Annotated in this window: 19 protein-coding genes, 1 tRNA gene and 1 pseudogene; 5 read left to right on the top strand and 16 right to left on the bottom strand. The window is 68.8% G+C overall.

Annotation, left to right across the window (positions count from 1 at the left end; genetic code table 11):
- The coding region (locus BLR02_RS16335; RefSeq protein WP_176849622.1) for a transposase at positions 1–294 on the top strand (294 nt) is incomplete at its 5' end.
- Between the two features lie 54 nt (positions 295–348).
- Here BLR02_RS16335 and BLR02_RS16330 read toward each other — a convergent pair.
- The 5 genes and pseudogenes from BLR02_RS16330 to BLR02_RS16305 all read right to left on the bottom strand — a co-directional run.
- Positions 349–783, bottom strand: a pseudogene (locus BLR02_RS16330) (type I restriction endonuclease); the annotation flags it as partial.
- 176 nt (positions 784–959) lie between these two features.
- Complete coding sequence (locus BLR02_RS16325) at positions 960–3,821, bottom strand: DEAD/DEAH box helicase (RefSeq protein WP_143018169.1); 2,862 nt, start codon at positions 3,819–3,821, stop codon at positions 960–962.
- Complete coding sequence (locus BLR02_RS16315) at positions 3,818–5,260, bottom strand: EH signature domain-containing protein (protein ID WP_090663930.1); 1,443 nt, start codon at positions 5,258–5,260, stop codon at positions 3,818–3,820. The genes BLR02_RS16325 and BLR02_RS16315 overlap by 4 nt, the downstream gene beginning before the upstream one ends.
- Positions 5,257–6,243: an OmpA/MotB family protein gene (locus tag BLR02_RS16310; protein ID WP_090663929.1), complete on the bottom strand. Its 987-nt coding sequence runs from the start codon at positions 6,241–6,243 to the stop codon at positions 5,257–5,259. The genes BLR02_RS16315 and BLR02_RS16310 overlap by 4 nt, the downstream gene beginning before the upstream one ends.
- Before the next feature lie 3 nt (positions 6,244–6,246).
- Positions 6,247–8,538: a hypothetical protein gene (locus BLR02_RS16305; RefSeq protein ID WP_090663928.1), complete on the bottom strand. Its 2,292-nt coding sequence runs from the start codon at positions 8,536–8,538 to the stop codon at positions 6,247–6,249.
- Positions 8,539–9,098: 560 nt separating this feature from the next.
- Between BLR02_RS16305 and BLR02_RS28735 the strand changes: the two genes are divergently transcribed.
- Positions 9,099–9,692 carry a hypothetical protein gene (locus BLR02_RS28735; protein WP_143018168.1) on the top strand — a complete coding sequence of 198 codons (594 nt, stop codon included), beginning with the start codon at positions 9,099–9,101 and terminating at the stop codon, positions 9,690–9,692.
- A gap of 447 nt (positions 9,693–10,139) precedes the next feature.
- Here the strand turns inward: BLR02_RS28735 and BLR02_RS28730 are convergent, their stop codons facing one another.
- The 10 genes from BLR02_RS28730 to fsa form a co-directional block, all read right to left on the bottom strand.
- Complete coding sequence (locus BLR02_RS28730) at positions 10,140–10,778, bottom strand: hypothetical protein (protein ID WP_143018167.1); 639 nt, start codon at positions 10,776–10,778, stop codon at positions 10,140–10,142.
- A complete protein-coding gene (locus tag BLR02_RS16300; protein WP_176849621.1) occupies positions 10,775–12,037 on the bottom strand; it encodes a tyrosine-type recombinase/integrase in 1,263 nt (420 codons plus the stop codon). Before BLR02_RS16300 ends, BLR02_RS28730 begins: the two co-directional genes overlap by 4 nt.
- Before the next feature lie 673 nt (positions 12,038–12,710).
- Positions 12,711–12,911: a hypothetical protein gene (locus BLR02_RS16295; RefSeq protein ID WP_090663926.1), complete on the bottom strand. Its 201-nt coding sequence runs from the start codon at positions 12,909–12,911 to the stop codon at positions 12,711–12,713.
- Between the two features lie 408 nt (positions 12,912–13,319).
- A tRNA-Ser gene (locus tag BLR02_RS16290) sits at positions 13,320–13,409 on the bottom strand.
- Positions 13,410–13,465: 56 nt separating this feature from the next.
- A complete protein-coding gene (locus tag BLR02_RS16285; RefSeq protein ID WP_176849620.1) occupies positions 13,466–15,637 on the bottom strand; it encodes a hybrid sensor histidine kinase/response regulator in 2,172 nt (723 codons plus the stop codon).
- A gap of 129 nt (positions 15,638–15,766) precedes the next feature.
- Complete coding sequence (polA, locus tag BLR02_RS16280; protein WP_245704824.1) at positions 15,767–18,535, bottom strand: DNA polymerase I; 2,769 nt, start codon at positions 18,533–18,535, stop codon at positions 15,767–15,769.
- Between the two features lie 79 nt (positions 18,536–18,614).
- Positions 18,615–18,851 carry a zinc-finger domain-containing protein gene (locus BLR02_RS16275; protein WP_090561559.1) on the bottom strand — a complete coding sequence of 79 codons (237 nt, stop codon included), beginning with the start codon at positions 18,849–18,851 and terminating at the stop codon, positions 18,615–18,617.
- A 67-nt stretch (positions 18,852–18,918) separates the two neighbouring features.
- Positions 18,919–19,854: a tyrosine recombinase XerC gene (locus BLR02_RS16270; RefSeq protein WP_090561560.1), complete on the bottom strand. Its 936-nt coding sequence runs from the start codon at positions 19,852–19,854 to the stop codon at positions 18,919–18,921.
- A gap of 11 nt (positions 19,855–19,865) precedes the next feature.
- Complete coding sequence (locus tag BLR02_RS16265; RefSeq protein ID WP_176849619.1) at positions 19,866–20,552, bottom strand: DUF484 family protein; 687 nt, start codon at positions 20,550–20,552, stop codon at positions 19,866–19,868.
- Between the two features lie 11 nt (positions 20,553–20,563).
- A complete protein-coding gene (gene fsa, locus BLR02_RS16260) occupies positions 20,564–21,220 on the bottom strand; it encodes a fructose-6-phosphate aldolase (protein ID WP_090561564.1) in 657 nt (218 codons plus the stop codon).
- Between the two features lie 119 nt (positions 21,221–21,339).
- On the opposite strand from fsa, the gene BLR02_RS16255 reads away from it, so the two are divergent.
- Together BLR02_RS16255 and BLR02_RS29570 are read left to right on the top strand one after the other, a co-directional pair.
- Entirely contained in the window at positions 21,340–23,577 is a 2,238-nt protein-coding gene (locus tag BLR02_RS16255; protein ID WP_090663923.1) for a primosomal protein N', read from the top strand.
- A gap of 84 nt (positions 23,578–23,661) precedes the next feature.
- Positions 23,662–23,817, top strand: a complete 156-nt coding sequence (locus BLR02_RS29570; RefSeq protein WP_176849618.1) for a hypothetical protein — start codon at positions 23,662–23,664, stop codon at positions 23,815–23,817.
- A gap of 33 nt (positions 23,818–23,850) precedes the next feature.
- On the opposite strand, the gene BLR02_RS16250 is transcribed toward BLR02_RS29570, so the two are convergent.
- Positions 23,851–25,047, bottom strand: coding sequence for an MFS transporter (locus BLR02_RS16250; protein WP_090663922.1), 1,197 nt, complete (start codon positions 25,045–25,047; stop codon positions 23,851–23,853).
- Positions 25,048–25,248: 201 nt separating this feature from the next.
- Here BLR02_RS16250 and atpH point away from each other — a divergent pair, with 201 nt between their 5' ends.
- Positions 25,249–25,851: an ATP synthase F1 subunit delta gene (gene atpH / locus BLR02_RS16245; protein WP_245704817.1), complete on the top strand. Its 603-nt coding sequence runs from the start codon at positions 25,249–25,251 to the stop codon at positions 25,849–25,851.
- Position 25,852: the final 1 nt, after the last annotated feature.

Raw genomic sequence — 25,852 nt, 5'->3', positions numbered from 1 at the left:
AGCCTGATGGACGCCGCCGAGGAGGACGTATTGGCCTTTATGGACTTCCCCCGCGAGCACAGGGCCAAGCTCCACTCGACCAACCCCATCGAGCGCCTCAACGGTGAGATCAAGCGCCGCACCGACGTGGTCGGCATCTTTCCCAACCAGGCCGCCGTCGTCAGGCTCGTCGGTGCCCTCCTCCTCGAGCAGTCCGATGAATGGGCCACCCAGCGATCGCGCTACATGACGCTGGAGACCATGACCGCGGTGAGCGATACTCCGGCCGTCAGCCTGCCAGTTGCAGCTGTTTGACACTGCGGCACAGCCCGCTGAGGAGCACCGCTCCTACACCACGCTGTGGGACACGACCCCCTTCCAGGCGCTGTACCGGGCCCAGAGGTCGGCGGGCGAGGGGAACTGGCCGAGGGTGAGGGTGATCTCCTTGGCCGCGCTCGTCCCGGTGCGGTCGTGGAAGACGAAACCGTCACCGTTCGAGGCGAAGACAAAGGGGATCTCCAACGTCTCGGCGTACTCAATGCCTTGCTGGATGCCATCGCCGACCGCGTGGGTGTTGTCCTTCGCCTCAATGAGGGCGATCGGCAGGTTGGGCTTGTAGTAGAGGACGTAGTCGGCCCGCTTGGCCTTGCCGCGGGTGACCAGCCGGCCGCGGACGATGATGCGGCCCTTAGTGAAGCCGACCTCCTCACGGATCTGTAACATTGGGTCCCAGCCGGCCTGTGTGACCGCCGGAGTGATGAACTTGGTGCAGATGTCGCGCTCGCTGAGGCTCTTCTTGTCCATGCGATATAGGTCCTCAGCGGCGGGCAGAGCGGGCACGGGAGGGCGGTCTGCGGCGTTCGGGGGTCCGCCGTCCCGCACCCGGGTCATGAAGGAGCCTGCCCAATTCGGAGGGGCGCCAACGGCCACAACTGAACCCTGCTTCGGCAGCCGAGGTCGAAAGGAGTGTCAGCATGCGATCAGCCGTTCATCGTCGCGGTGAACAGCTCATCTTGGTCGGCGCCTGTCGGGCCGGGCGGTAGCAACGCATCGCGCATCAACTGGCGCTTGCGGGTCAGCAAGGCATGCAGGTTCTGGTCGAAGGAGCGACGCCCATCGGGCAGGGTCGCCAACGGTAGATGGACCGTCACCGGCCGGGTCTGCCCGATCCGCAGCACCCGGCCGGTGCACTGGTCCTCAACGGCTGGGTTCCACCAGCGCGCCAGGTGGATGACGTGGTTCGCTCGCGTCAGTGTCAGCCCCACCCCCCCGGCGCGCGGCGAGAGCAGCATCACATCGAAGCCCTCGCCTCCGGCCTGGAAGCGGTCGACCCGTGCCTGCCGGATCGCTCCAGTGACCTCGCCGTTGATCACCATGGGCGGCAAGGCCATGCCGTAGCGGCGTTGGATAATGCCGACCAACCGGGCCTGGAGCGCCAAGTGGTCCAGGAAGACCAGGGCACGCTCACCGCGCTGCGCAATCTCGTCGAGCGACCGGAAGGTAGTCAGTAGGCGCGCGGAGGCCGCGATGAAGGCCGCATCCTCCGCAGTATCGTCCGGTGAGGGATGCAGGCACAGTGCGCGTAATTGCTGCAAAGCCTCGAGCACGGCCCCGGCCCGGTCGGCGCCCCGCGCCGCGGCCACAGTGGCCGCATAGGCCTCGGCCTGGCCCTTCGGCATCGGCGCCTCGCGCAGCACCTCATGCCGGGGCGGCAGGTCCGGCAAACGATCCTCCTTCAGCCGCCGGAGCATGAGCGCCGGCCGGTTGGGAGAGCCGCTGTCGAGCAGGCGCTTGAGGCGCCGGAGGCGCTCCTCGTCCGGCGATCGCTCATATTCGGCGCTGAAGGACTTGAGGTCGCCGAGGCCCCCCGGATGCACCCCGTCGACAATGCACCAGAGGTCCGCCAGCCGGTTCTCCACCGGCGTGCCGGTTAAGGCGACGCGGAAATCGGCGTTCATCGCTTTCGCGGCATCGGTCAACCTGATGCCGGGGGTCTTGATCTTCTGCGCCTCGTCGAACAGCAGGGCGGCGAAGCGGACGCCACCGAAGTCGCGGTCGTAATCACGGAGCGTCTCATAGGTCGTCAGGACCCAATCGGCGGCGCCGAGTGCCGCAACGTCGAGCCCGGGACCAGTGCCATCCGCCGCCCGGCGCAGCGCTGCCAGTCCCTTGCCAAAGGCATTCAGGCACCTGCCAAGGCCGGGCGCAGCCAGATGCCGGTCGTGCTCGGCGCGCCAGTTCTCCAGCAACCCAGTCGGCGCGACGATCAGCAGCGGCACCTTCGGGATGACGCCGGCCGACATCCCCTCCCGCAGCCAGGCCAGGAAGGCCAGCCCTTGCAGCGTCTTGCCCAGGCCCATGTCGTCGGCGAGCAGCACGCCGGGCTCGCCGCCCGACCAGGCGCGCTGAAGCCACTCCAGCCCTTCGGCCTGATGTGGCTTCAGGTTGGTCGCCAAACAGGTGGGCGACCCGCGCGGCGGCGAGGGACGTTGGGCGACCTCCGCCTCGACATCGACACTCTCCTCATTCGGCTTGATGAGCAGGACTTCGGGCGCTTCGGCAGGATCCTTGGCCTTCGCTTGTGGTCGCATCCCGGCCGCCTCGGCCTTCTGCAGGGCGGCGAGCGTCTCGTGCGTCGCCGGCACAGACAGGGATTTTCCGCCGGCTTCCAGCGGCACCGCGCCGCGGCCGGCACCAATCGCGTCCTCCACCCTGGCCTGAAGCGCGCGGTTTTCTTCAGGCGTCAGCGGGATGGTCTGCCCATCCACGACCAGGCCGGTCTGGGGCGCTGATGCCCGGCTCGATTCGCTAGTCGTCTCGGGGCCGAACCAGTCGGCGCCCTGCAGCGCGATCCAGGGCAGTATCCGCGGTTGCCAGAGGCCGAGGCCAAGGACGCGGTCCGACCAAGCCTCGGTTTCGCGGAACACGCTTTCCAGAACCGTCCCGTCGGCATCCTCGCCGATGGCCTCGCGCAGCCAGGCGCGCGGCGCGGCCAGAAGTGCTTTTCGCCGGGCCAAGGGTTGCGACGCGACCTTGCGCACGACTTCCAACGCGCGCCGGAGCTGGGGCGCGAGCACGACCACCACGCCGTTGCCGAGTGTGTAGACCGGCCGCGCCGCGCCGAACCGGTAGAACTGATCCGCCGCGAATGCCCGCTGCTGCGCCGGCGTCAGCACCGGGTTGGCCGCGTTTTCGCCCGATTGGTGCAGCACTGGCAAAAGGCGAGCGGATTCCCCCTCGCCCTCCAGGTCGAGCGAGAAGGCATCCGCCTGGGCGATGGTGAGCTGCCCGAGGATGCCCTTCGCCTCGGCCTCCGCCGATGCTGCTGGCAGGACCTCGCGGAGTGCGGCGATCGCGGCGAGGCGTGCACCGGTGTCGTCCGCGGGCACGGCGTTGAGACGGTCGACCTGTTCCGCGATGGCGAGGAGGGCAGCTGGCAGCCGGCGGTAACTGTCACCCAGCTTCAGCCAGGCACCCACCCGGTCCGCGTTGAGCACGGCTTGACCATTGGGACGCTGCCATTGGAGGTCCGCGCTAAAGTCAGGGCGGGTCAGGAGGCCGCGGCCCTGCACCACCGCCCGCACTTCAGCCACGGGACCGAGGTTCAGGGGCCCGGCTTCGCGGAGACTGAGGCCCGCGACGGTCTCGTGTTCCAGCAGCACCATCTCGTCGTCGGCAAGGGCACTTTCAGCTGCGATGAAGCGGTGGACAAGGTCGACACCGGAAATCAGTGAAGGTGGCGCTTCGATGGCCCATTGATCGAGCGGGATAGCACCCTTCGGCCCAACCAGGCGGAGCTCGGTGCCTGCATCGCTAATGGCGTGTTCAAAGCGCGGGGTCATCGTGGTCGCCAGTCCCGCTCGGTCAGACGAAGGTTGGTTCTACGGGCAAGGAGTTCGGCAGCGCTGCCCTGCCACTTGTTTGAGTCGGAGCCGACATGGCTCAGCCCTTGGCCGTCCGCTGAACCACGCGAACCAAACAATGGGTTCGGGGGAAATGGCAGACCTTTCCCCGTCAGGTCATCACGACTGTAGCTGGCCCGATGGAGGGCCGGCGCGTTCGCCCACTCCGTCGGCCAAGCGCGCAGCTTCCCATTATGACTCCAGTCGCAGACCGTCAGTGGCCCGATCCGCATCAGCAGCACCGATTGATCGCCTGCCACGCCGCCACCCTCCAGCTTTCCGAATGCGCCACGCAGGTCCGAGATGGAACGTGCGTTCCAATGCACCTGATTCCCTAGCGCCAACCAGGCGTCGTCGATGCCTCCCTTGTCGAGGCAGGCCGACCAGAACGCCTCGCGGAAGCGCCACTGGCGATCGAGCGCATGGTCGGCGATCAAGTCGAAGAATGCCTTCAGCGAAGCCCGGGCCAGCCAGCGCCGCATGATCGCCGTGTGCTGTTCCCCGACCGCGGTCCAATTCGGTGCCCGCAGCCGCGGGTCACCCAGGTGCTGCAGCAGGAAATTCCGCACCTTGTCCCGCGTTGTTCCGTCAGGCTCCCGACCGCCATCGACCCAGGCGCCTAGTAGCGCCCGCCCGATCTCGCCATGAAGCTCACGGCCGAAGCGGAGCGTGCTCCCGGCCGACAACGTCTCCAGGACGCGAGCCAGCCGACCCGTTGCCGAAGCACCGCGCAGTACGCCAGGCACACCGGCAAGCATGGCGTGAAGCGTCGCGCGCATATACCCACCTGCCGCCAGCAGGGCATCGTCCAGCCCGGCGGCAGCCAGGACGGCCGGCACTGCCTCACTGCCCTCGATCAATGCGCGCGCCAACGACTGCGGCCCCTGGTAGGCATCGAACAGATCGTACCGGCGCCCGGCGTCACGCCACGGATCGAGCCGACGATCCGTATCCTGTGCCAGCAACCGCTTGATGGCGTGCCCGGCTACAGCGATCGTCGGCGCCGTCGGCGTGAAGTCCCTGATCCAGGCCTCGATCAGATTCCGCGTGATCCGGCTGGAGCCCATGGCCTGCGTGACCACCGCCTCCAGGACACCAGGAAGCTCCGCTGCCGGCGAGGTCCCCTGCCACAGGATCCACGGCGCGTTCTGCAGGTCCCGGCGCGGAACATCAATGATCAGCCTGGCTTTTGCCGCCGCCCCGAGGCGCACCCGCAGCGCCTCCAGCACCGCCTTCACCGGCTCCGCCCGCTTCGCACCCAAGGCGCCGACACTGGCCAGCATCTTCCGGCTGGCTGAGACCTCCGGCAGGCTTACCGAGCGCGGCAGGCCGCCGATGGACGCCTTCAACCGGCCCAGCGCTTCGAGTGTCAGGCTCATTCCGCCGGCTTCCGCAATCGATCGATCTCTTCGATCAGCCGGCGCACCTCCTCGGACGTGCGTGACGACAGAACGAAGCGGAGGTCGATCCGTCGGTTCTGCGCCAGTTCCGTCTCGGACATCCCGAGCGCATCCGGAAGAGGGCGCCGCTCGCCGTAGCCGGACACGCCAAGCAGCGGAATGCCATCGCCGTTGCTCATCCGGTCGAGGCCGGATTGCAAGCGGCGCATCTCGGCAAAGACGGTCAGGGCACGGGACGCCGAAAGGCGGTCATTCTCCTGCTGCGACTGCTGCGCCGTCAGGTTCACAAATTGCTGCCGGTCGGTGTGTCCCTCCACCAGCACCGCTTCCAAGATCGGCGCATCCCGGGTGCCGCAGCCCTGCCGATCGGGTGCTTTGGCAAAGCAGGGCAGGACCCGCACCAGCACCTCGGCCAAGACCTGCACCGTCCGGCGTGTGCGATCCGTCAGGTCGGACCGGCCGGTGTTGAACGGCACATCCTCCGAAAGGCGCAGCACGCCGGATTGCGGGTCGAGCCGGAAGGAGACACCCCGGGCGGACAGGCCCTCGGCCAGCCGCGCCAGCAAGTCGGCCCGCGCATCCTCGCGGTCACGGATTTCCCGTTGCAGCCTGGCGATGGCGCGATCGAGTGCTTCGGTCAGCGCCTGGTTGCGGACGCGCAGGAGATTTGCCTCCACCTCGCGGGCGCGGGCCCGCTCCTCCTGGCGCGCCGTCTCGATGACTGCCAGCCTGACGGCCTCGGCCTGCCGCAGTGCCTCCGCACGCGCCGTCTCGGCTTCGGCCTGCAGCCGCTCGTAGCGTTCCAGCGCCACGACCTGCTCCTGCTCGGCATCCCGGTAGTTCAGGGCGAAGACGGTGAGCATCAGCAGAAACACGAAGAGGATGCCAACCATCAGGTCGCTGATCGAGGCAAAATAGCCCTCGCCACCCTCGGCTTCGGAGGCCTCGCGCTTCACGGCCATCAGCTACTTTCGCTTCATCTGGTCGAGGAAATCGCCAAGGGTCGATTCGAGCTCCTTGGTAAGGTTGCCGAGCTGCGTCGCTGCCTGCGCCAGGTTGCCGTCGGTCTGCACGACGAATGTCCTGATCTGCTGGGTGAAGCCCTGCAGACCCTGCTGGAGTGCGTCGAGCGTACCGGCAAGGGCACGATCCACGCCCTCGAACCGCCCCGTCGCCAGGTTCACGCCTTCGACCAGCCGCGACGTCGCCGCCTGCGCATCCTGCAGCTTCAGGGCGACGCCACCGAGTTGCTCGACCGCGCCGCGCAGGGCTTCCGCGGTCCGGCCCAGCGGCTGCAGCGCGGCCTGGACCGAGGCGGCCGCCGCCTTCATGTCGGCCGCACCCGTCGCCAGCGGCGTGGCCGCAGCGCGCGTCGTCACGTCCAACTCGGCGATCCGGGCACGCAGACCATCGGCTGCCTCGCCAAGCCCCCGCAGCTGAACCGCCAGCCCCTCCGCCCGGCTGCCGAGGGCGCCACCGGCATCGGTCAGTCGCTGGCCGGCCGCTTGGCCGCCATCCCGCAGCGCGCCGCCAGCTGCCTCCCCCGCCTGCTGCAGGCCACCAGCGGCGTTGGTGATCGCATCGGCCAGCGTGGTGCCGGCCGCTTCCATCGAACCCCGGAGGCGATCGCCACCCTGCTGGGCGCTGTCCCGGACCGCGTCGCCGGCCGATGCCATGCTGGCGCGCAACTCGGCCAGCATCGCCTGCATCTCGCTCCGCATCCCTTCGGTCGCCGCGGCGATGCGCTGCACGGCGTCCTCGGCGCCGCGGCCCAGCGACCCGCCGGTCGCGGCAGCAGCCTCGGACAGGGTCTTGGCAACCTGGGCCGCCGAAGCCTCGAAGCCGCCCGCGGCAGCCGCGATGCGCTCCGCCAAGGTTTCGAAGGCCGCGGTGCCGGTCGAACGGCTGGTTTCTGCCAAGCCGCGAAGTTCGGCCAGCATGGCCTCGAATTGGGCCGCAAGACGGCCCGTGCTCGCCGACGCCTCGTCCCCCATTCGGCGCTCAAGACCGGCCGCGGCGGCGGACAGGGTTTCGGCCACGTTGCGGGCCGCAGCCTCGAAGCTACCGGCCGCCGCTTCGATGCGTTGGGCAAGGGCCTGGCCGGCATCTGCGCCGGTATTCCTCGCCTGGTCGGCGACGCCGCGCAGGGTTTCCGCCAGACTGCCCATCTGGTCGGTGATCCGCTGCAGAGCAGCCTCGGCGCCTTCACCCATGCGCGTCGCCATCGCGTCGGCCGACTGGGCCATCCTCACGGCGGCATCGCCGAGCCCTGTCTGCAGGCCTTCGAGGCGGGCACCGAGCCCGGACAGGCTCTCGGCAACCTCATTCATCCGGTCGCCCGTCCCGCCCTGCAGACGCTCGAGGAAGGCATCCAGCATGCGCTGCATGGCATCCTCGTTGCGGCTCGACATGCCGCCGGCCAGGCGCTGCATCGCCTCCGACAGCGGGCCGATATGTTCGCCCAGGCGCTGATCGAAGGCCCGATCGAAGGCCCCGGCGATGTTGATGGCCAGTTCCGTCGAGAAGCTCTCGAGCTGGTTCCCCTGCCTCTCCAGCAGGGCATTGGCTTCCTGCTGCAGCGCCGCGGGCGTCAGCAGGGGGATCCGCTCCTCAAGCAGCCCGACGAAGCGGTCGCAGGCGGCCTCCGCTCGCGCCAGCACCTGCTTGCGGAACAGCGCATAGGCGATCGACAGGAACAGGCCGGCGAGCGAGGTGACGAACTTGAACGAGGCGGCGTCCAACAGGGCCTTGAGCGCGCCGTTCCGGGCCTGCTGCGTGGCGCCCTCGGCCACGATGCCGCCGGCCGAGGCCAGCGCGGCGGCAAGGCCAAGAAAGGTGAAGAGCAGGCCAGCACCGACCAGCAGGTTCGGCAGGGCCGCATGATACCGAAGATCGACGCCGGCCCCGCGCAGCATCTGGCCCGCATCGAACCATCCATCGGGCCGCGCGGTCGCCCGGATTGGACGCCCGATGGTGGGCGGGATGACCAGCGAATCGCGGTATTCGCGCCAGCGCGGGCCGACCCATTCGCTCGCACCAAACTGGTCGGAAAGGGTCTCATAATTACCGGCGAAGGCCACGGCATTATCGGTCGATGTGAGTCTTGCGGCGGCGCTTTCCAGGGAAAGCCGCACCCTGGTGGCGGCCTGGGCAAGACGAACGGCCGACCACCCGGCCCAAGCGAACAACGCCGCAACCACGCCATAAACCGTGATCGGATTGGAGACGACGGGCGCGATCGCCTGCATGATGCTCATGGGCACGAACCTCGCGCGGGTTTCGTTGCCTGATGCCCGCGCGGGAACATTGCAACCTTAGAATGTCGCATTTTCCAATGGATACACATATCCTGGTTCAGGTTCTAGATGTTGATAAACTTCTAGAACAGCGCCAGTGTCGAACCGTAACGCTTCCCGATGGTCGGTGCGGTGCCGTTTGGCGCGGCCTTGCCTACCCGCTTGGTGATGCCGGTAGCATCGACGTATCCCATGCTGGCACACCGTTGGCCGCCTGCCGTCCGGCGGCTACGGCGGTAGAGCCGACTGCCTATGCCCTGGTGGAGGGCGGGGAGGAGGTTTGGCTCCTGGTCGCTGGAAGCGTGGCGACTCGGGATGAGTCCGCGGCGCGCCTGCGGCAGGCCGGGGTCACGGTCCTGCGGTCCGGACCCTGGCTCGGTGAACCGGCGGAGGGAATCGAGGCGGATTGGTTTGTCCGCTTTCTCCGGCCGGCGGGGGCAGAGCCACTGACCAAGATGTTGGAGCGGGTCATCGGACAACCCGCCCCTGGACCGCCCGCTGCGGGGGAACTGCGGCTTCGCTTGGTCGAGGCTCAACTTGCCGCGGCACGTGCCCGCGAAGCGGCCATGCAAGCGGAGAACGAGCGCTTGCGGGGTACGCCGCGGGAGCCGGCACTCGACGCCGTGGTCCAGGCTCTCCGAGCAGAACTTGCTGAGGAACGCGCACTGCTCCAGGCGGCGGAGGCATCGGTGGCGGCAGCCAACGAAGCATTGATTTTGGGGGCGGGCACCAGAGTGCCGCGTGCGGTCGCCGCAACAACTGCGGTTATGCCGGTCGGCCGGCGGCTGCCGGAGGAGATGCAGACCGTCCTGGCAGCGCTGTTGCCCAGGGTCCGGCTATTGCGTGATAGCCTGACTGTCGCTTGCGGCGAGTTCGGGAATCGGCAGGCGTTCTATCGGGCATGTGCAGAACTGCAGCAGTCTACCGCCCGTCTACCACCAGCCTGGAAAAAACTGCAGGGTCTTGACGCTTGGTGGGAGCGGCATATCAGTAATGGCGAGGATGATGCCGGACGTTTATATACTCGGCTGGACCGGACCGATCTCTGTTGGGAGATATTGCTATCTCACAAAGGAGAACAACCTAGAGATATCGCTTGGTTGAGACGACAGTAAAGTTCTGCAATGCCACGTCGCCGGTTTCTGCGCCGGCCAGCGCTTTCTCCCCTGAGGAGCTCGAACGCCGAGGAGGAATTCTCGGGAAGTTCTGCTCATTCTACTTCGTTCTTCGGCACGTGCGCCAGGGCGGAGCCGATGATGTGCCGCATAGACGAGTTCTCGTCCGGGATTAGCAAACAGCGCCGCCCCTGCGAGAACGCCCTGGCCCTCATGAAGTACCGTGCTGGGCCAAAAGGTCCGTGACCGGGTCGCTGACAGACATCCAGATCCTCCACAGGGACCGAGTGTCATATAGTGCGCGATGTCGCGGCGGGCATAGGACTTGTTCCCCGGAATATGCCTCCGTGACGAGGCGGCTGGCGGCATCCCGCACGAGTATGTCCGACCACGCGCGACCGGACGCGCCGTTCGCGATCAATGCGTTCAGCCGACGGCAGGCGACATTCAGCGCCTCGTAGTGATGGGGCGGATGGTGGCAATGCGGTCGATGTCCGCTGCCTCGGCCAGTCGGTTGAGCCATTGCTGGTCAGCGCTTGGTGCGTCGGAGACGACAAGGAGCCCTCTCAATGAGCTGGCGGCCCACCACGCCACCTCGGCCGCAGGGAGTCCCTCACGCCTGAGCGTCTCTATGGAGATGCCATGCAAGGACTGCGCGTTGGGCGACCAATCCTTCCATCCCGGCTCCGGCCTGATCAGCGCAGACTTGCCCGAGCCGTCTCCGAACACCCATCCGATCTCGATCGGAAAGCTATCATAGTGGAGGGACGACGCCTCAAGGTCGAGGAACGCGAGATGCGGGGCCCGGATAAAGTCGCCGAGAGCCTGCGTGGCTTCCCGCGGCGGCGCCTCGTTTGGGGAACTGCGGACGTGCCGCGACTTCCCTGAACGGTCGACGCCACTACCGATCGCCTCTGGATGCCGTCCAAAGGAGCGTCGGACCAGAGAGTCCTGTAGTTTCCACCTGCACCACAACAGGCGGGCATGATCAAGGGTCCGGAAGTTAGGTGCCGTGTGGGCATGCCGATTATCCATGAAATGCCACCCCAGGCACTTCGCCGCGGCGCCGGTTCCTGCACCGATCAACGCTTCCTTCCGTCGAGGAGCTCGAACGCCGAGGGGAAGCCCGCGAGTAGGAGGTCTGCGTATTCCTGGTGCAGCCTGCGGCGTTCCTCGAGGTACTTCGCGCGGTTATAGGCAGCCTCCACCTCATCCTTCGGCACGTGCGCCAGAGCGAAGTTGATGATGTCGCGCATAGACGAGTGCCGTTCGTTCAGGATGGTGGAGAACGAAGCGCGAAAGCCGTGCGCCGTGTGCTTCCCGCGATAGCCGACGCGGTAAAGATGGAAGATCACCGCGTTGTTGGAGATCGGTCCTTTCTGCGGGCGAATATCGTTGGGGAATACCCAGGGGAACTGGCCGTTGATGCGCTGGGCGGCCTCAATGACCTCGACCGCTTGTCTACAAAGGGGAACCGTGAAGGGCAGCTTGTGTCCGGTTTCGCCCTTCATCTGCTCGGCGGGAATCTCCCAGATCGGCAATAGGCCATCGAGGCCAACGAACTGTTCCCAACGTGCGCCTGACATCGTTGCGACGCGCACGGCCGTCAGTGCGACGAATCGCATCGCCAGCTTGGTCGTCGGATGGCACGGGTACTCCTCGGCCTTTCGCAGCATCTCGCGCAGCGGCTCGAGCTCCGTAATCGCAGGCTGCGGCCTTTTCCGCGGGACGGGCTTCATAATCTGGAGCAGGTGCGGACCGGCCGGATCATGCTCCCTCGGGACGAGACCCAGGGCGGCGGCGTACCGGAACACGGCAGAGATACGCTGGCGGATGCGATGGGCTGTCTCGAAAGTTCCGCGCTTCTCGATTGGAGCCAGCACGAGCTTCATGATCATGACACTGGTGATTTCGGCCATCGGCAGTCTGCCGATGGCGGGATAAACCTCCTTCTTGAAGCTGGAGGCGACGTCCGTCGCGTGCTTTGGAGCCCAACCCGAGCGATTCTTCTCCAGCCACGCCTGAGCGACGTCCTCAAAAAGCGTGGAATGGTCAGTGGTTGTCTGGATACGGTTGAGGCGTTTTACAAGTGTCGGGTCGCGTCCTTCTTTCAAGATTTTTTTGGCTTCTTCCCGTTTTTCTCGTGCCTCAGCCAGGGTGACTTGATCCTTTCCATCCCCGTAGGGGCCAATGGAGTACGTGCGTGCTTTATCTCCGTACACGTACTTCATTTGCCAAAGTTTCGAGCCGTTCGGGTTGACCAGCAGGTACAATCCGCTTTCAGCGTAAATTTTGTACGACTTCTCTTTGGGTTTTGCCTTCCTGCACTGCGCATCCGTCAGCATGATCTGTCCTTTTGCAACCGGCAGAACAGACAGATACATGTTACTTATCTAAGATGGACACATCTATAATAGGGGATCAATTCGTACTACAATGGATTAAGTCGGACATTTCTGGACGCAAATGCAGCCGATCCCACGGCTCTTTCTCGCGTAACCGTGAACGAAGAGGTCCCTTTGCTGGTCGCTAGCGGAGGATGACTAGCCACTCGCCTGTGATGGGGTCGTACCCGGTGATCAGGGTGACGCAGCCGATGTTCGTTGGCCGATAGACGACATTCGATATAGCGCAGCATATCGCTTCCGCAGCGGTCCCCAATTTGTTGGCGAGGACCGCGGGCAGTATCTCGGAGTCGGCAGTCCGGTCCACGCCGCGGAGCTTTCGGTGCTTCGCCCGGATATTCCGCTCCAGCCCGTGGTGAGCCGCTCCCCGGCACAGTCCTCGGAAACGTGGTGGCCGATGTGATCCGGCACCGCATGTTGCTCTCTGTGGACCACCCCGAGCGCCGCAGCAGTATTGCGAACGACGCAGCGAGCGGCGTCGGTCGCCTCGAGAACTGCCCGGAACGCTCGCGGCTCGGCCAGATCGCCCTCGGGAATCGATGCGGAGCACCTCTTCGGCCACCCGGCACCAGGCGTGACTGGCTCGCGTCGCGCTATCGACCAGTTCCGCTACCTAGATGCCGCTCCGGTTGCCGTCGGGGCGGGGCGCCGCCACGTCCGGCGGGGTGCCCCAGCCGTCGGGTTCTGAGACCGGCGCGTACACCGAACAGATAAGATGATCGGTGACCAAGCAAGCGACCTCCCATTCCTTGGATTTTTTGCCTTCTCCGGAGACATTTTTCAGGCCGGGCGCGTAGACGATCTGCCTGTCCATCCGCCTTTGGAATTCTTTACGATGCCCTCGTCTCCGAAGTCCGCTTGGCAGCGCTGACGGGATAGGCCGCAAATCTTGCATAGGACGACCGGCCGTGCGCGGTGCACCGACGGGGCTGGACCAGCTTCCGCGGATCGTACTTCCGACAGGCCTGGTACGGCCGACCCTGCGGGCCGCATGCGGCAACGCTGCCTGGGGAGTTGGTGGGGTACCACGTCTGACGATTGGAGGAGGGAGTGGGGTATCGTCCCGAAGGGCGGAATTCTGCCCCAGTGGATACCCCATCCTCATACCGGCTGTGATCGTGCCCGGGCGGACCGAAAGCTGCGTTCGGAACGAGCCGGAAATCCCCGAAGCCTTGATTTTAGACGATTTTTCGGGCGATTGAGGAGCGTGCCGGATCAGCACTGGCGGAGAGGGTGGGATTCGAACCCACGGTACCCTTGCGAGTACTTCGGTTTTCGAGACCGACGCGATCGACCACTCCGCCACCTCTCCATGGTCGGAGGCAGCCTATAATGGGCTGCGGCCCGCAGCGCAACGCCTGAGGCCGGTCAGGCGACCGGCTGCCGCTCGGCCAGCAGCTCGGCGATGCGGCGCACCAGGGCGGCCTGATCATAGGGCTTCGGAAGCACCTCGAAGCCATGATCGGCGGCCCCCTCGACGGTGGCGGCAAATCCGGTCGCCAGCAGTATCGGGAGCCTGGGATGCATCCGGCGGGCGGCCTGGGCCAGCTCGATCCCGGTCATGCCGCCCGGCATGACGATGTCGCTGAACATGAGGTCGAAGCGCCCCGGCCGGCCCAGCATGGCCAGCGCTTCCGGCCCATCCTGCACTGCGACCACCTGGAAGCCGGCATCGCGCAGGGTCTCGGCCGCCACCTCGCGGACGCGCTCGTCATCCTCGACCACCAGGATGGTGGCATGGGCAGGGGGGCGGAGCCCGTCAGGGTGCGAGGGGGCCGGCACCGGCAGGGCGGCCGGGGGCTCGGCGGCCACGGGCAGGAAGAGCGTGATCTCGGTGCCCTCGCCGAGCGCGCTCTCGATGGTCACATGGCCCCCGAGCTGCCGCATGAAGCCGAAGACCTGGGACAGGCCGAGCCCGGTTCCCTTGCCCTGCGGCTTGGTGGTGAAGAAGGGCTCGAAGGCCCGCTCGCGCACCTCGGGCGGCATGCCCGTCCCGGTATCCTGCAGGGCCAGCGCCACGTAGAAGCCGGGCCGGGCATCCGGGTTGGTGGCAAGCTGCGCGGCATCGAGCGGGGCCGAGCGGGTGGAGAGCATCACGGTGCCGCCGCGGGTCATGGCATCCCGCGCATTGATGGCGAGGTTGAGCAGGGCGGCCTCGAGCTGGGCGGCATCCGCCCGGCAGGGGGGCAGGCCCGGCTCGAGATGGACGGCCAGCGTCACCGCCTCGCCCAGCGCGCGCTGGATCAGGGGCGCGAAGCCCTGCACCAGGTCGTTCGCATCGAGGCTCGTGGCATGCAGCTTCTGCCGCCGGGCGAAAGCCAGCAGGCTGGCATTCAGCCGGGCACCGCGCTGCACGGCGTCGCGGACCATGCCGATATACTTCCGCATCCGCTCATCCGCGGCGGCACCGAGATGCCGCTCCAGCAGATGGACCGTCCCGAGGATGGCGGTCAGCAGGTTGTTGAAGTCATGGGCCACGCCGCCGGTGAGGCGGCCGAGCGACTCCAGCCGCTGGGCCTGCAGCAGCCCGGCCTCGGCCGCTTCCCGCCGGGCGATCTCGGCCTGCAACTCGTCGCGGCTGATGGTCAGCTCGGACAGCATGACCTGCTCGGAGCGCCAGCGGCGGATGGCCAGCAGCGTGGTGAAGCCGAGCGCCAGCGCGGCGACCAGGCAGAGCAGGGCCATCCGGGCCGTATTCGCCAGCCATTCGGCCCGGACCTGATCGAGCGAGAGGGTGACGGAGACGACGAGGGGGTGCTGCCCGACCTGGCGGAAGGCGGTCAGCCATTCACCACGCTCGCCGAAGCGGGCGATGACCGGGTTGGCGATGCTCGGATGCCGCACCGCCTCCGGCACCGTGGCGGGATCGGGCGGGCCGTGCAGGCCGTCGCCAGCCGAGGGATGCACGGCCAGCATCTGGCCATCGGTGCGCATCAGCGCGAAGCTCGCCCTGCCCTCCGGGTCCATCGCGTGCCACTGCGCCTGGAAATAGCCGGGCAGGATGGAGCCGATGAGCGCGCCGTCGAACTGCCCATCCGCGCTTTCGCGGCGCCGGGCGACGGCGAAGGTGACGATGCCGGTCAGCCGCGACCGCACCGGCTCGCTGAAGATCATCCCTGGCTCGCCATCGCGGAGGCGGCGGAAGTAGAGGCGGTCCGCGACCGAGAGGCTGGGCGTCGGCCAGGCGATGCTGAGCGTCACCACCCGCCCGTCCGGGCGGGTGAGGTGCAGCGAGGTGATCTGCGCAAACCGCTCGTCAAGGCCGCGGAGCCAGCGCTGGATGGGCTCGTTCTGCGCTTCGATCTCGGCCCAGCTCAGCCCCCGGATGCGGTCCTCCATGCGGTCCAGCACCAGGGAATTGGTTTCGACCACCTTGAGCGCATGCTCCCTGGCCACTGCCGAGAGGCGGGCCAGGTTGGCATGGGCTTCGTTCTGCAGGCGGTGATGGTCATACCAGGCGGCACCGACCAGGAAGCCCAGGGGCACGACGAGCGACGCGGCCAGCAGCAGCCGAAGGGAAGGCGGCAGCCTTGCTCGCAAGCGGCTGGGCAGACCCGGCCCTGCGGCGCCCTTCATTTCAATGTCTCCGAAATGGTTTCAGGGCTGTGCGATAACGTGCAGCCCTTGTCTTATCACATTGTGCGGAGCGTCAGCCCGTAACGTAAAGCGTCAATGCGCTTCGGCCCAGCTCCGCCCCGTGCCCACCTCGACGGCCAGGGGGACGCGGAGGGTGGCGACACCCTCCATCACCTGGCGGACCAGGGCGCCGGTCGGCTCGACCTCCGCCTCCGGCACTTCCAGCACTAGCTCGTCATGGACCTGCAGCAGCAGCCGGGCCTTGAGCCCCGCCTCGCGTAGCGCCCGCGGCAGCCGCACCATCGCGCGCTTGATGATCTCCGCCGCGCCGCCCTGGAAGGGGGCGTTGATCGCGGCGCGCTCGGCGCCGGCCCGGCGCACCGGGTCCTTGGTGCCGATATCCTGGATCCAGAGCCGCCGCCCGAAGGAGGTGGAGACGTAGCCGCGCAGCCGCGCCTCCTCCTTCAGCCGCTCCATCGCCGCGCGGATGCCGGGATACTGGCCGAAATAGGCATCGATGATGCCCTTGGCCTCGCCCGCGCCGATGCCGAGCCGTCCGGCCAGGCCGAAGGCGGACATGCCGTAGATGATGCCGAAATTGATGGTCTTGGCGCGCCGCCGCGCCTCGCGGTCCACCGCCTCCGGCGCCAGGCGGAAGATGTCGGCCGCCGTCCGCGAATGGATGTCCTGCCCGGTCTCGAAGGCCTCCCGCAGCGCCGGCACGTCGGCCATATGGGCCAGCAGCCGCAGCTCGATCTGCGAGTAGTCGGCCGACATCAGCACATGGCCGGGGTCGGCGACGAAGGCGCGGCGGATGCGCTGGCCCTCCTCGGTGCGGACCGGGATGTTCTGCAGGTTCGGCTCGGTCGAGGCGAGGCGCCCTGTGCTGGTATTCGCCATGGAGAAATCGGTGTGGACGCGCCCGGTGCGCGGGTCGAGCTGCGCGGTCAGCCCGTCCACATAGGTCGATTTCAGCTTCGAGAGCTGCCGCCAGTCGAGCACCTTGCGCGCGAGCGGCACGCCCTGCGCGGCCAACTCCTCCAGCACCGCGGCATCGGTGCCCCAGGCGCCGGACTTGCCCTTGCGGCCGCCCGACAGGCCCATCTCGTCGAACAGGATCTCGCCCAGCTGCTTCGGCGAGCCGACCGAGAAGGGACGGCCCGCAAGCCCGTGGATCTCCTGCTCCAGCACCGCCATGCGGGCGACGAAATCCTCGCCGATCCGGGCGAGCTCGACGCCGTCGACTTTGATGCCCTCGACCTCCATGTCGCGCAGCACGGCGACCATCCGCCGCTCCACCTGCTCATAGAGGGCGAGCGCGCCTTCCTCCCGCAGCCTTGGCCGCAGCACATGCCAGAGGCGGAGCGTCACATCCGCATCCTCGGCCGCGTATTCCGTGGCGCGGTCGAGCGGCACGGCGGCGAAGCTGATCCGCGCGCGGCCGGTGCCGGTCACCTGGTCGAAGGGGATGGGGGTGTGGTTGAGATGGAGGCGGGAGAGCTCATCCATGCCATGCCCGTGCTTCCCCGCCTCCATGGCGTAGGAGATGAGCATGGTGTCATCGACCGGGGTAACGGCGATGCCGCCATTCTCCGCACGGCCCAGCACCTCGAGGTCGTATTTGGCGTGTTGCAGCACCTTCAGCACGCCGGAGTCTTCCAGCAGCGGCCGCAGCGCCGCCATGGCCTCGGCGAAGGGGAGCTGCGGCGGCGCCGCCTTCTCCGGCTCGGCCAGCATGTCGCCCTGATTGGCGCCGGGCGTGACATGCCGCAGCGGGATGTAGCAGGCCCGGCCGGGCGCGGTGGCGAGGCAGACGCCGACGAGATTGGCCTTGAGCGCGTCGAGGCTGTCGGTCTCGGTGTCGAGGCCGATGACGCCGGCGGCCGCTGCCTCGGCGATCCAGGCGGCGAGCGCATCGGGCGTCGTCACCGTCTCATAGGGGCCGAAGGGTATGGTGCCCGGATCGGCGGGGGCAGCCGGCGCGGCGGCGGCCTGGGCGGCGCTGATGGCGCTGTTCCGCGCCCGCGTCGACGCATCGCCGGCGGCCTCGCCGAGGCCCATGCGGGCGATGACGCTGCGGAAGCCCTGCTCGGCGAGGAATTTGGACAGCGCCGCCGGCTCCGGCGGCCGCACCGCCAGCGCCTCGATCGGCAGGGTCAGCGGCGCCTGGTCGTCGAGCGTCACCAGCCGCTTCGAGAGCCGCGCCTGCTCGGCATATTGCTCGAGATTCTGCCGGCGCATCGGCTGCTTGATCTGCGCGGTGTTGGCCAGCACCGATTCCAGGTCGCCATAGGCGAGGATGAGCTCGGCCGCGGTCTTTGGGCCGATCTTCGGCACGCCCGGGACGTTGTCCACGGGGTCGCCGATCAGCGCCTGGACCTCGATGACCTTCTCCGGCGGCACGCCGAATTTCTCGACCACCTCCGCCTCGCGGATCGGTCGCCGCTTGATCGGGTCGAGCATCTGCACGCCGGGGCGCACCAGCTGCATCAGGTCCTTGTCGGAGGAGACGATGGTGACCTCGCCGCCTGTCTCGTGGAAGGCGCGGGCATAGGCGGCGATCAGGTCATCCGCCTCGAAGCCCGGCGCCTCCACCCGGGCGACGCCGAAGGCCTCGGTCGCCTCGCGGATCAGGCCGAATTGCGGGACCAGCTCCTCCGGCGGCTCGGGCCGGTGGGCCTTGTAGTTCGGGAAGATCTCGTTACGGAAGGTGCTGCGGCTGGCATCGAAGACCACCGCCAGGTGGCTGCCGCGGTGCTCGGCGAGGAAGCTCGACAGCATCTGGGTGAAGCCGAAGACGGCATTCACCGGCGTGCCATCCGGCCGCGTCATCGGCGGCAGGGCGTGATAGGCGCGGAAGATGTAGCCGGAGCCATCGACGAGGACGAGGTGCCGGGTCCCCGGCGCCGCGACCGGGACAGCCTCCTCGGCGCTCTCCGGCTTAGTGGTGGTCGCCGACAACCGCCCCGGCCTTCAATACATAGGTGATGGAGCAATAGGGGCAGGTCACCTGCGTCTCGTTCGGGTTCATCGGCAGCCAGACGCGCGGATGGCCGAGGCCGGGCCCCGCCACCTCGCCGTCGCAGGGCACCTTGCGACTGTCCACCTCGATCCGCTGCACCGGGGTGACGCCCTCGACGAGCTTCGGGGTGTACTGGGTGATCTTGCCGTCGCGCATCGGCGATCCTCAATGGGGGAGTCGGGTTGGGCGCACCATAGTCGCAGGCGCCCCGGCCGGCCAGACGTCACCCGGCGCGGGGATGCGCCCGGCGCCAGGTCTCGAGCAGGGCCGCGGCATCCACCCGGGTGTAGCGCTGGGTGGTGGAGAGGCTGGCATGGCCCAGCAGCTCCTGGATCGCCCGCAGGTCGGCGCCGCCGCCGAGGAGATGCGTGGCGAAGGAATGTCGCAGCGCATGCGGTGTCGCATGTTCCGGCAGGCCGGCGAGGCGGCGGTAGTGCCGCATCGCCCGCTGGGCCACCGCCGGGTCGAGCCGGGCGCCGCGGGTGCCGCGGAACAGCGGGGCCTCGGGGGGCGCGCCGCCGCGTTCCACGAGATAGGCGGCGATCGCCTCGCGCACCGCCGGCAGCACGGGTACCAGGCGCTGCTTGCCGCCCTTGCCCGTCACCCGCAGCGCGGCCTGGCTGCCGGGCAGCGGGGCGTCCCGCACGTCCAGGGCCAGCGCCTCGGCGATGCGCAGGCCGCAGCCATAGAGCAGGGTGAAGAGCGCCGTATCCCGCGCCGCCTGCTCGGCCGGGCTCTCGGCATGGCCGGGCTGGTGGATGCTGCCGGTCCGCGCCGCCACCTCCTTCGCCTGCTCCGGCGTCAGGGCGCGGGGCACCGGCGGCTTGGCGCGGGGGCCGCGGATATTGGCGATGGCGAGCGGCGACAGCCCGCATGTCCTCGCCAGATGGCGGAGGAAGCCGCGGATGGCGGCCAGCTGGCGGGCGCGGGTGGCATTGCCGGCACCGGCATTGGCCCGGGCGGCGAGGAAGGCGCGGATATCCGCCGGCCGCAGCGCGGCCAGCGCCGCCAGGTCCGGCTCCTCCCCCAGATGCCCGGTGAGGAAGGCGAGGAAATCGCGCAGGTCGAGGCCATAGGCCTCGACCGTATTCGCGGCCGCCCGACGCTCCCGGGCCAGCCAATCGAGATAGCCGGCCGCGAGGGCGCGCGCCTCGGCCATGGCGAGCCTGCCTAGCGGGCCAGTGCCGCCGCCACGGCGCGGCCGAGGAAGGCGAGGGTCGCCGTCGCCTGCCGGGTCGGCAGGGCCTGCGGGTCCCGCGCGCCGAGTGCCATCAGCGTCGGATGGCCGGTCCAGACCGGCACCCGCACCAGCGCGTCCCGCATGACGAGGGAGGCGGCCTCCTGATGCAGCAGCTCGATATCGGTGGGCGCGGCGCGGACCAGCGCATCCCGCCCCGGTCCGAGCAGCTCGCCCACCTTGCCGCGCGGCAGCTTCGGTACGCCGCGGCGGTCGGGCGTCTCGGCCAGCAGGGTGCAGGTCTCGACGCCGAGCAGGGCGGGCAGCTCCTCCGTCAGGGTCTCGACCACGTCCTGGGCGCGCATCAGCGCCAGCACGGCGAGGCGGACGCGGATGCTCAGCCCATGCCCGGCGCGGCCGGCAGTGACGGCCGCATCCACCTCGGCCTCCAGCGAGCGGACGCGGCGGCGCTCGGCCGCCAGCATCGCTGCCATGTGGTCCGCCAGGCGCTCGCCATGGATGCGCTTGGGCGGGGTGAGGGCACGGAACAGGTCCGGCCTCTCGGCGAGGAAGTCCGGGTTGGACTTGAGGAAGTCCACCACCGCCTCCGGCGCCGGCACGGGGGCGGGCAGGGGCTGCGGTTCGGGCGCCGAGAGGGGTGCCAGGCTGGTACCGTTCAAGGGAATAGCGCTCACAGGATGCTCTGGCCCGTCTTGCGCCAATCGGCGAGGAAGGATTCCAACCCGCGGTCGGTCAGCGGATGCTTGAAGAGCTGGCGGATGACATTCGGCGGCAGGGTCGCCACCTCCGCGCCAAGCTTGGCGGCCTCGACCAGATGGACCGGGTGGCGGATGGACGCGACCAGGACTTCTGTCTTAATATAGGAGTAGTTTCGGTAGATCTTCATGATGTCGGCAATGAGGAGCATGCCGTCATACGCGATATCGTCGAGCCGGCCGACGAAAGGCGAGATATAGGCGGCGCCGGCCTTGGCGGCGAGCAGCGCCTGGGCAGGGGAGAAGCAAAGGGTGACGTTCACCTTCGTGCCTTCATCGGCGAGGCTGCGGCAGACGCTGAGCCCCGCCTCGGTCAGTGGCACCTTCACCGCTACGTTCTTGGCGATGCCGCGGAGGAAGCGCCCCTCGGCCAGCATGGTGTCGAAGTCGATCGCGGTGACCTCGGCGGAGACCGGGCCCGGGGTGATCTCGCAGATCTCGGCAATCACCTCCGCCATCTTGCGCCCGGACTTGGCGATGAGGCTGGGATTGGTGGTGACACCATCGACCAGCCCGGCCTCGGCCAGCGCGCGGATTTCGGACACTTCGGCAGTATCGACGAAAAATTTCATGCGGGTAGGCCCCCAGGCGGCGCTCAGTCGGGCCGCGTTTGACGATGGTCCCGGCCAACCGGGCCGCGGAATTCAAGGACCGAGGATCGTTGCGTATTTGTTCAGGGTCAGGATAGCCGATGCTTGAGGGGTCGGGGAAGCGGCGCGATATGAAGGACACGCCACCTGTGTTTTCTGCGCAACGGGTACGGGTTCTTTTACCGCTCCCGCTCGCTGGCGCTTATGACTATCGCGTTCCGCCTGGCCTGGATATCCAGTCAGGCGAATTCGTGACCGTCTCCCTCAATCACAGGCCGATGATCGGCGTGGTTTGGGATGCCGCCGAAGCGCCGGAGGCTGTCCCAGTCCCCGATCATCGCCTGAAGCCGGTTAACGCGATCTTGCCCGCACCTCGCATGACCGTGAGCCTGCGGCGCTTCATCGATTGGGTGGCGGCCTACACGCTCAGCCCGCCCGGCGCCGTGCTGCGCATGGCGATGGGCTCGACCGCCGCGCTCGAGCCGCCGACCCAGCAGGCCGGCTGGACCCTGGCCGGCCCCGGATCCAACCGCCAGCCGCGGATGACCCCGGAACGCCAGCGGGTGCTGGCGGTGATGGAGCCGGGCCGGGTCTATGCCGGGGCGCCGCTCGCCGAGGCGGCCGGCGTCTCGCTCGGCGTGCTGCGGGGCATGGCGGATAACGGGCTGATCCGCCCGGCCCTGCTGCCGCATGCCAGCCGCTTCAGCCGGCCGGACCCGGACCATCCCGGCCCGCGCCTGCTCGGTGCCCAGGCCGAGGCGGCCACGCAACTCGTCGCCAAGGTCGCGGCCCGCCGCTTCGGCGTGACGCTGCTGACCGGCGTCACCGGCTCGGGCAAGACCGAGGTCTATCTGGATGCCGTGGCGGAAGCCCTGCGGCAGGGCCGCCAGGCGCTGGTGCTACTGCCGGAGATCGCCCTCTCGGCGCAGTGGCTCGAGCGGTTCAAGGCGCGGTTCGGTGTCTCCCCCGCCCTCTGGCATTCCGAGGTGACGCCGCGCACCCGCCGCGACACCTGGCGGGCGGTGGCGGAAGGGGAGGCGCCGGTCGTGGTCGGCGCCCGCTCCGCCCTCTTCCTGCCCTTCCCCGATCTCGGCCTGGTCATCGTCGACGAGGAGCACGAGACCGCCTTCAAGCAGGAGGATGGCGTGGTCTACAACGCCCGGGACATGGCGGTGGTCCGTGCCCGGCTGGCCGGCGCGGCCTGTGTCCTGGTTTCCGCGACGCCCTCGCTCGAGAGCCTGACCAATGCCGAGAGCGGCCGCTACGAGGCGCTCGACCTGCCGGAGCGGCATGGCGGGGCGAGCCTTCCGGCGGTCGAGACGGTCGATCTGCGCCGCACGCCGCCGGAGCGCGGGCGCTTCCTCTCCCCGCCCCTGATCGAGGCCGTCAACGCCACGCTGGAGCGCGGGGAGCAGGCGATGCTCTTCCTCAACCGCCGGGGCTATGCGCCGCTGACCCTCTGCCGCCATTGCGGGCACCGGATGCGCTGCCCCAACTGCACCGCCTGGCTGGTGGAGCACCGGGCCCGGCGCCAGCTCCAGTGCCATCACTGCGGCCACACCGAGGCGCCGCCGGCCGAATGCCCGGAATGCGGCACCGCCAACAGCCTGGTCGCGGTTGGGCCCGGCGTGGAGCGGGTGCTGGAGGAGGCGGCGGCCCTCTGGCCCGAGGCGCGGCGGCTGGTCATGGCGAGCGACACGCTGCCGGGCCCGGCCGCGGCCGGGATGGCGGCGCAGCAGATCCAGGACCGCGAGGTCGACCTCATCATCGGCACCCAGATCGTCGCCAAGGGCTGGCACTTCCCGCACCTCACCCTGGTCGGGGTGGTGGATGCCGATCTCGGCCTCGCCGGCGGCGACCTGCGCGCGGCGGAGCGGACGGTGCAGCTGCTCCATCAGGTCGCCGGCCGCGCCGGCCGGGCCGAGGCGCCGGGCCGGGTGCTGCTGCAGAGCTTCAGCCCGGAGCATCCGGTGATGCAGGCGCTCATCTCCGGCGACCTTGATGCCTTCATGTCGGAGGAGGCGGCGATCCGCCGGCCGGGCCATTGGCCCCCCTTCGGCCGCCTCGCCGCGCTGATCGTGAGTTCGGAGGATGAGCGGGAGGCCGACCGCACCGCGCGCGACCTCGGCCTTGCCGCGCCGGGCGGGGAGGGGGTGCAGGTGCTGGGGCCGGCGCCCGCGCCGCTTGCCCTGCTGCGCGGCCGCCACCGCCGCCGCTTGCTGCTGAAGACCCGCCGGGAGATCGCGGTGCAGCCCATCCTGCGGGACTGGCTGGCCCGCGTGCCGGTGCCGAACAGCGTCCGGGTGCAGGTGGATGTGGACCCGGTGAGCTTCCTGTAGCGGCCCAATTTTTCCATCGCTGGGCGTGGCAAAAACATGGTATCGGAATTACCTGTAGGTAACTAAAACCGGGAGGACTGAGCCATGCCCATCCTCGACGCCACTGAAATCGCAGCCTGGGCACTGATCGCCGGTGCCGTGGCCTACGCCCTTCTCGCCTCGCGTGGCACGACCACCGCGGCCGTGGCGGCGGCGCTGGCCGCCATCGCCGCGAAGACCATGCTGATCGGCTACGCCTAGGAGGCGGACCGCACCGGGTTTGCCGGGCGGGTTTCAGCGCCGCGCCAGCACACCGGCTGCCGCCAGTTGCAGCAGGCAGGCCGCGGCCGGTGGGGCCCAGCCGCCCAGCAGGTCCAGCGCGGCCCCGAAGAGGCCGGGCCCGAAGGCATAGAGGGCCTGGTTCACGGCCGTGACCAGGGCGATCACCGCGGCCACCTCCTCCGGCGGCCATTCCGCCTGGGCGATCAGCGGCGGCAGCGAGAGCAGGTTGCCGATCCCGAGGCCGAACAGCACCGCCCCGCCCACCAGCAGGCCTGGCACCCCGCCCGCCAGGGCCAGCACGGCGCAGCCGGTGGCCTGCATCAGGAAATTGAGCATCCCCGCCCTTCGCCGGTCGAAGCCCGGTGGCAGCAGCGTGCCCACCGCGGTGCGGCCGATGACCGCGCAGGCGGTGGCGAGGCTCATCACCAGCCCGGCGCCGGCCGCGCCGAGACTCGCGGCCAGGATGCTGAACAGGGTGGTCAGCAGGCCCATCTGCGCGGTGAGGCCGAGGGCGAAGGCGAGGGAGAGGCTGCGGAAGGCCGGTTGCCGCCACAGGGGCCCGGCCGGCGGGAGGGCGGGCCGGGGTGCCGGCGCCTCCGCCGCGCCATCGGGGTATTGGCCGAAGGCGGCGGGGCCCCGGCCGAAATATCGCCCGGCGAGCGGCCAGAGCACCAGCAGCGTTGCGGCCGCCACGACCAGGCTGGCCCGGGCGAAGCCGAAGCCGCCGATCAGCGCCGCCCAGAGCGGCGTGAAGACCACGCCGCCAAGGCTCGCGCCATTATAGGCCATGGCCAGCGCCGCCGGCCGGCGGCGGTCGAACCAGGGGGCGACGACGGCATTGATCGCCGCCCCGCTGGTGACCGCCCAGCCTGCCGCGGTGAGCAGCGCTGCCGGGACCATCTGCCAGGGCGACGTCGCCGCGCCCCAGGCGGCAAGGCCGGCCGCCATGGCGACGACGCCCGCCCGCGTCACCGTGACGAGGCCGTGCCGGCGGTGCAGCCGCGGCAGGCCGGCGACGACCACGGCGCTGGCCAGGAAATGCAGGGTGATCGCGGCGGAGACGAGACTCGTCGACCAGCCTTCGCGCGCATGCAGGGCGTGCAGATAGACCGAGGGGCCATAGAAGTTGATGCCCCAGCTGAACATCGCCAGCAGGAAGGCCGCAGCCACGACGTGCCAGCCGAAGAATGCTCCCTGCCTGTATTCCATCCCGGCATTCCATCCCGGCCCTGGCGCTCCCGTTGCGAGGCTACCGCATCCCTGGGCCAAAATGCCGGGCGGTGAAGCGAATTGTGGGCACCGGCGCGGATTGCGGGGCTGTAAGCCCCATGGTAAAGCCCGGCCGCCGCGGCGGGCTGCCCTTCGCGGACCCGCGCATGCGCACCACCAGGAACAGGACCGGGATCGCCCGTGGCCTCTGCCGAGACCATCGCCTCCGACGCGCCCAAGGCGCCCACCCCGACCGGCCTCGCCGCGCGCTATGCGCTGGCCATGCTGGGGCTTGCCGATGACCGGCGCGCGACCGACCCCGGTGCGCTCGACCGCATCGCCGCCGATATGGAAGCCCTTGCTTCCCTTTGGCAGGGAGACGCGAATTTCCGCGGCTTCATCGCCGACCCTCGCCTCGACTCCGTGGCCCAGCGCAGGGCGGCCTTCGCCGTGCTCGACCGGGTCGGCACGGGGCCCGAGGTGCGGAACCTGGCCGGCGTGCTGATCGGCAACCGGCGCCTCGCGCTGCTGCCGCAGGTCGCTGCCTCCTTCGGCGCCCAGCTTGCCGCCCGGCGCGGCCAGCAGGTGGCGGAGGTGGTCAGCGCGCATGCCCTGACCGATACCCAGCGGGCGCAGATCTCCGCGCGCCTGACGGAGGCCGGCTATTCCGGCGTCAAGCTCACGGAGCAGGTGGATCCCTCGATCCTCGGCGGGCTGATCGTACGGATCGGCTCCCGGCTCTACGACAACAGCATCAAATCCAAGCTGCAGCGTCTGCAGTACGCCATGAAGGGGGCCGCCTGAC

It is taken from the genome of Belnapia rosea (assembly GCF_900101615.1).
Taxonomy (GTDB): Bacteria; Pseudomonadota; Alphaproteobacteria; order Acetobacterales; family Acetobacteraceae; genus Belnapia; species Belnapia rosea.
Note: the sequence above shows the minus strand (reverse complement) of the source record. Positions and strands in the feature narration are given on the sequence as shown.

Bases quoted from the DNA above. Each gene is read 5' to 3' on its own strand.
- BLR02_RS16250 (WP_090663922.1), bottom strand. From the start codon at position 25,047: ATGGAATACAGGCAGGGAGCATTCTTCGGCTGGCACGTCGTGGCTGCG.
- BLR02_RS16305 (WP_090663928.1), bottom strand. From the start codon at position 8,538: ATGAGCATCATGCAGGCGATCGCGCCCGTCGTCTCCAATCCGATCACG.
- BLR02_RS29570 (WP_176849618.1), top strand. From the start codon at position 23,662: ATGCCCATCCTCGACGCCACTGAAATCGCAGCCTGGGCACTGATCGCC.
- BLR02_RS16255 (WP_090663923.1), top strand. From the start codon at position 21,340: ATGCTTGAGGGGTCGGGGAAGCGGCGCGATATGAAGGACACGCCACCT.
- BLR02_RS16300 (WP_176849621.1), bottom strand. From the start codon at position 12,037: ATGCTGACGGATGCGCAGTGCAGGAAGGCAAAACCCAAAGAGAAGTCG.
- BLR02_RS16310 (WP_090663929.1), bottom strand. From the start codon at position 6,243: ATGGCCGTGAAGCGCGAGGCCTCCGAAGCCGAGGGTGGCGAGGGCTAT.
- BLR02_RS16295 (WP_090663926.1), bottom strand. From the start codon at position 12,911: ATGGACAGGCAGATCGTCTACGCGCCCGGCCTGAAAAATGTCTCCGGA.
- BLR02_RS16315 (WP_090663930.1), bottom strand. From the start codon at position 5,260: ATGAGCCTGACACTCGAAGCGCTGGGCCGGTTGAAGGCGTCCATCGGC.
- BLR02_RS16270 (WP_090561560.1), bottom strand. From the start codon at position 19,854: ATGGCCGAGGCGCGCGCCCTCGCGGCCGGCTATCTCGATTGGCTGGCC.
- fsa (WP_090561564.1), bottom strand. From the start codon at position 21,220: ATGAAATTTTTCGTCGATACTGCCGAAGTGTCCGAAATCCGCGCGCTG.
- BLR02_RS16325 (WP_143018169.1), bottom strand. From the start codon at position 3,821: ATGACCCCGCGCTTTGAACACGCCATTAGCGATGCAGGCACCGAGCTC.
- BLR02_RS16275 (WP_090561559.1), bottom strand. From the start codon at position 18,851: ATGCGCGACGGCAAGATCACCCAGTACACCCCGAAGCTCGTCGAGGGC.